This window comes from Devosia sp. (genome assembly GCF_041917035.1).
Classification (GTDB): Bacteria; Pseudomonadota; Alphaproteobacteria; order Rhizobiales; family Devosiaceae; genus Devosia_A.
The window spans coordinates 1-3946 of record NZ_JAYRYM010000301.1 but is presented as its reverse complement, the minus strand read 5'-3'; the positions used below and the strand labels follow the sequence as shown (position 1 = coordinate 3946).

Here is a 3946-nt window from a genome sequence, read left to right as displayed (position 1 = left end):
GCGGGGTCGAAGCGGCCGAGCAGCAGCGCCACCCCGGCGACCACGACGGGAACCATGAGGAACAGGTGCACCCGGAAATCGAGGCCGGTCTGGGCGATCGCGGCGCTGGCGATGCCGGAGGAGAAGAAGCCGAAGCTCCAGAAGGCGTGGGCCCGGTTCATGATCCGGTGACCGATCATGTGCTCGGTCCGGTCGGCCTCGAGGTTGAGGATGATCTCGATGCCGCCGATGACAAGGCCGACCGGCAGCAGCAGCAGGAAGAACGCGAGTGGCCCGGTGGCGAGCACCGAGATGGCATAGCCCAGCGACAGCAGCGGGATCAGCATCAGGATGGCGCGCCGGTAGCCGACCCTTTCGAGCAGCGGCCCGGCAAGGCTCAGCGAAATCAGGGTGCCGGCCGCCGCTCCGATCAGCCCGAAGCCGAGCGCCCCCTCCTCGATCCCCATGGCGTGCTGGATGTCGCCAAGGCGGGGGGGCAGGCTGCCCATGCAGAACGAATAGATGAAGAAGCCGCCATAGACACGCTGCTGGGGCGGCAGCTCGAGACCGATTCGCATGCTGGAGGAACCCAAGGAGAAGTTGCGGGCACCCTAGTGAAATCGATGCCGGCGATCAAGCGAGCGGCCTCAGCCGCCCGGGCGCATCTCGTCGCGCAGCACGCTGACCCCGGCATTGGCGGTGCGCATGATCTCGAGCCGGCGGTACTGGCTGCGCAGGTCGGACGCGGTGCTGCGCCGCTCGGGCCCGAGATAGGCGCCGGTCTCGTGAAAGACGATGGGCCGCTCGACCATCCGCTTCAGTCGCCCGGTGATGCGCTGCGGGGTGAAGGGCAGAGTGATGACGTCGTCGAAGCCCATATCGATGCACAGCCGGATCTGGTCGTGCGACGGACTCTCGGCGAAATAGACCAGCGGGGAGAGCCGGATGCGCCGGCCGGGGGAGAACCGGATGCTGTCGGCGACCGGCTTGAGCGCCGAGACCTCGTCGACCGCGGCAAACAGGAAGAACAGCAGCGGCGTCTGGTGCGCCTGGGTCTCGGCCGCGGCGAGGCCGGCAAAGGGCAGCACCACGGCAAAGCCCAGCGCACGCGCCATGTCCCTGAGCGCCTGCCCGGCCCCGTCGGACGGCCCGACCACATAGGCGCATGCCTTCATCGGCCGCCCCTCCACCCTGTTGCATTCCCGCTTCGAGACTAGACGGACCAGCTTGCCTGCCGGTTAAGGACGCCGGCATTCGCCATGAAAGAGCGGCGGCTCGACGGCGCCCGCTCGGTCCGCTGTCGAGATATCGCGGCGCCAGGCGACAATCCTGCAGCGCATGGCCCCGAGTGAGGCCGATCCACGGGCGGATCGGTACCGGCGGGGCCTTGCCGGAACAGAATGGAGACCGACAATGCCGTTCAACCCCCTGACCCGCCGCCTTGGCCTGTGGCAGCGCCTCCGCCGCGAGATTCGCCGCCTCGAGACGGTCGATGATCGCCTGCTATACGACATGGGCATCCCGCGCGAGACGATCCGGCGACGGCTCGAGGGCCGACAACCCTGAGCCCGTGCAATGGCTCAGGCCGATGGCCTGAGCGCGTCGCGCAGGGCGGCCGCGGCCGCCTCGATGCTGGCGACCACCCGACCGGCGACGCCGAAGGCATCGAGCTTGACGGCGAGGAAGCGATAGCCGGCATCGTGGGCGATCAGCACGCCCTTGGGCTCGCCGTCGATGTCGACGGCTATGGGTCTCGCGCCATGTGGCTTTTCGAAAGCGGCATGCTGCATGGAAATACCTCCATCGGCACGTCATGGGTGACGGCCGGGGTGTTAGCTGAACTGTGAGACGAAGAGGTGACGGCGGTCACATTCGTTTGGTTCGGCAACACCCGCTCGAGGAGCCTACCCATTTGCCGATGATCCCGGTTTGGAGCGCGGCGCGAAGTGCATTGTGCATGTTCGTCTCCTTTCCGGCGGCCAGAAGCCTGGGTTCAGTTCCGGTGAGCCAAGTCGATCCTGGCTCGGCAGCTTTTGTAGGGCGGAGCAGCGTCCACCTCGGGGCAACTATGCGACGGCGCCGTGCATTTGCCAATCCGGCTTTGGTCGCGATCGCCCGATGCGCCAAGATAGGCAGCGCAGAGCGGGATTTCCAGACGCCGCGAGACCAGCCTGCCGCCCGGGTGGAGAAAATCGTGCTCCGCGGGGCGGCTCAGAGCGCGGCCAGCAGCGCCGCGCCGCGTGGCGACAATCGATAGCCGACCGCGAGGCTTTCGGTAAGTCCGAGCGCCTTCAGCCTGCGCACCCGGAGCTTGAAGACATCGCGCGGCAGGCCGGCCGCGTCGGCCAGCTGCGTCGAGACGACGCCCGGCCGGTCCGCGATCAGCGCCAGCACCTGCCGTGTCCACGGCGAGTCGCCGTCGAGGCGATCGAGGCGGCGCCGCAGCCCGGCCAGTTCGGCGGGAGACGGAAGGGCATCGGCGAGCAGGTGGCGCGGATCGCCCCCGACCCAGTGCAGGCGGATGCGGTAGCAGGTCCCCTGCTGGGCCAAGAACATGGCGAGGACGCCGGCCGCGTCGCGATAGCCGGCCTCGCGCGCCTCCGCATCGGTGACCGCCTCCGGCGCGATCGGCTCGATCGTATCGATGCCCACCAGCCCCAGCGCGGTCCGCACGGTGCCGCCGGCGCGCACGGTCGGCTTCTTCCAGCGCCGGAAGGCGAGCGTCGAACGCCCGGCGACGATGGCTTCGAGGTCTTTGGCGCGGAACAGCATGGCGCGATTGTGCAGCGGTTGCGACGCCGGCGCAACGATCCCTACGAAAGTCTGGCAGGGCCCGGAAACGGCGGGACTTCCCGCCTTGAAATCGATTGCATAATCTGCTGTGTTGCGCGGGTGCGGACCCGGACTGCGCCAGCGGCGCGCCGACAATGCCTCGCGAGAAGGCGGGTGTCCCGCGTGAGGGAGGGAATCGTTGAGCGACGAGGAGACACGCCTTGAAAGGCGTGGGCGGCGGCGCGTCGGCAGCGACACGCCGGCGGCGACACAGCCGGATCGTAAGCCAGATGGCAAGCCGACGCTGCGCACCATCGCGCAGATGACCGGGCTGGCCATCACGACGATTTCGCGTGCCCTCAACAATGCGCCCGAACTGTCGGAAGAAACCCGCGTCCGCGTGCAGAAGATCGCCGCCGAGATCGGCTATGTGCCGGACCGCACGGCGCTGCGGCTGAAGACCGGGCGCACCCACGTGATCAGCCTGATCCTCGATCCGCACGACGAGATCCTGGGCTTCGGACAGTCGATGGTCTCGGGGCTGACCACGGCGCTGCGCGGCACCCCCTACCACCTGGTCATCACGCCGAACTATCCCTATTCCTCGCCGCTCGAGCCGATCCTGTACATCCTGCGCAACAAGGCCGCCGACGGGGTGATCTTCTCGCGCACCGAGCCGGACGATCCGCGGGTGACGCTGCTGATGGAACACGATTTCCCGTTCGTGTCGCACGGCCGCACCAGCCATGCCGAGCCGCACCCATTCGTCGATTACGACAACCACGCCTTCGCCTACCATGCCGTCATGCGGCTGAGGTCGAAGGGGTGCCGCAAGCTGACCATCATCCTGCCGCCGACGCAGTTCAGCTTCGGCAACCACCTCAGGTCGGGGTTCATGTCGGCGATCGAGGAGAGCGGGCTCGACTGGGAGATCTTCCCGGGCGCCACGCTCGACAACACCGCAGACGAGATCCGGCTCGCGACCATGCAGCGGATCGCCGCTCCCGGCGCGCCGGACGGCTATATCTGCACCGGCGACGCCGCGGCGCTGGCGGTGATGGCCGGGATCACCGATGCCGGTCGCGTCATCGGCAGGGATGTCGAGGTGGTGGCCAAGCAGACCTCCGGCATTTTCAGCCAGGTGCGCCCCAAGGTCGACGCCATCTTCGAGGACACCGCGCTCGCCGGGCTGCAG

Annotated in this window: 5 protein-coding genes and 1 pseudogene; 2 read left to right on the top strand and 4 right to left on the bottom strand. The window is 68.1% G+C overall.

From position 1 onward, the window contains the following. Positions 1-557, bottom strand: a pseudogene (locus ACE3TU_RS19865) (MFS transporter); the annotation flags it as partial. Positions 558-626: 69 nt separating this feature from the next. Further along, the gene (locus ACE3TU_RS19860) at positions 627-1154 is read right to left on the bottom strand and encodes a hypothetical protein (protein ID WP_374627392.1); all 528 of its coding nucleotides are present in this window, start codon (positions 1152-1154) and stop codon (positions 627-629) included. 238 nt (positions 1155-1392) lie between these two features. Between ACE3TU_RS19860 and ACE3TU_RS19855 the strand changes: the two genes are divergently transcribed. After that, the gene (locus ACE3TU_RS19855) at positions 1393-1545 is read left to right on the top strand and encodes a DUF1127 domain-containing protein (protein ID WP_374627390.1); all 153 of its coding nucleotides are present in this window, start codon (positions 1393-1395) and stop codon (positions 1543-1545) included. Positions 1546-1559: 14 nt separating this feature from the next. On the opposite strand, the gene ACE3TU_RS19850 is transcribed toward ACE3TU_RS19855, so the two are convergent. After that, positions 1560-1769 carry a hypothetical protein gene (locus tag ACE3TU_RS19850; protein WP_374627388.1) on the bottom strand — a complete coding sequence of 70 codons (210 nt, stop codon included), beginning with the start codon at positions 1767-1769 and terminating at the stop codon, positions 1560-1562. Between the two features lie 421 nt (positions 1770-2190). Further along, positions 2191-2751 (bottom strand): hypothetical protein, encoded by a 561-nt coding sequence (locus ACE3TU_RS19845; RefSeq protein WP_374627386.1) that lies wholly within the window; start codon positions 2749-2751, stop codon positions 2191-2193. Between the two features lie 199 nt (positions 2752-2950). Between ACE3TU_RS19845 and ACE3TU_RS19840 the strand changes: the two genes are divergently transcribed. Next, positions 2951-3946, top strand: a 996-nt coding sequence (locus ACE3TU_RS19840; RefSeq protein ID WP_374627385.1) for a LacI family transcriptional regulator, incomplete at its 3' end; no start/stop codon positions are given.

What these genes read in the sequence shown, in the direction of transcription:
- ACE3TU_RS19850 (WP_374627388.1), bottom strand. Translation starts at nt 1,769, where the DNA reads ATGCAGCATGCCGCTTTCGAAAAGCCACATGGCGCGAGACCCATAGCC.
- ACE3TU_RS19855 (WP_374627390.1), top strand. Translation starts at nt 1,393, where the DNA reads ATGCCGTTCAACCCCCTGACCCGCCGCCTTGGCCTGTGGCAGCGCCTC.
- ACE3TU_RS19845 (WP_374627386.1), bottom strand. Translation starts at nt 2,751, where the DNA reads ATGCTGTTCCGCGCCAAAGACCTCGAAGCCATCGTCGCCGGGCGTTCG.
- ACE3TU_RS19860 (WP_374627392.1), bottom strand. Translation starts at nt 1,154, where the DNA reads ATGAAGGCATGCGCCTATGTGGTCGGGCCGTCCGACGGGGCCGGGCAG.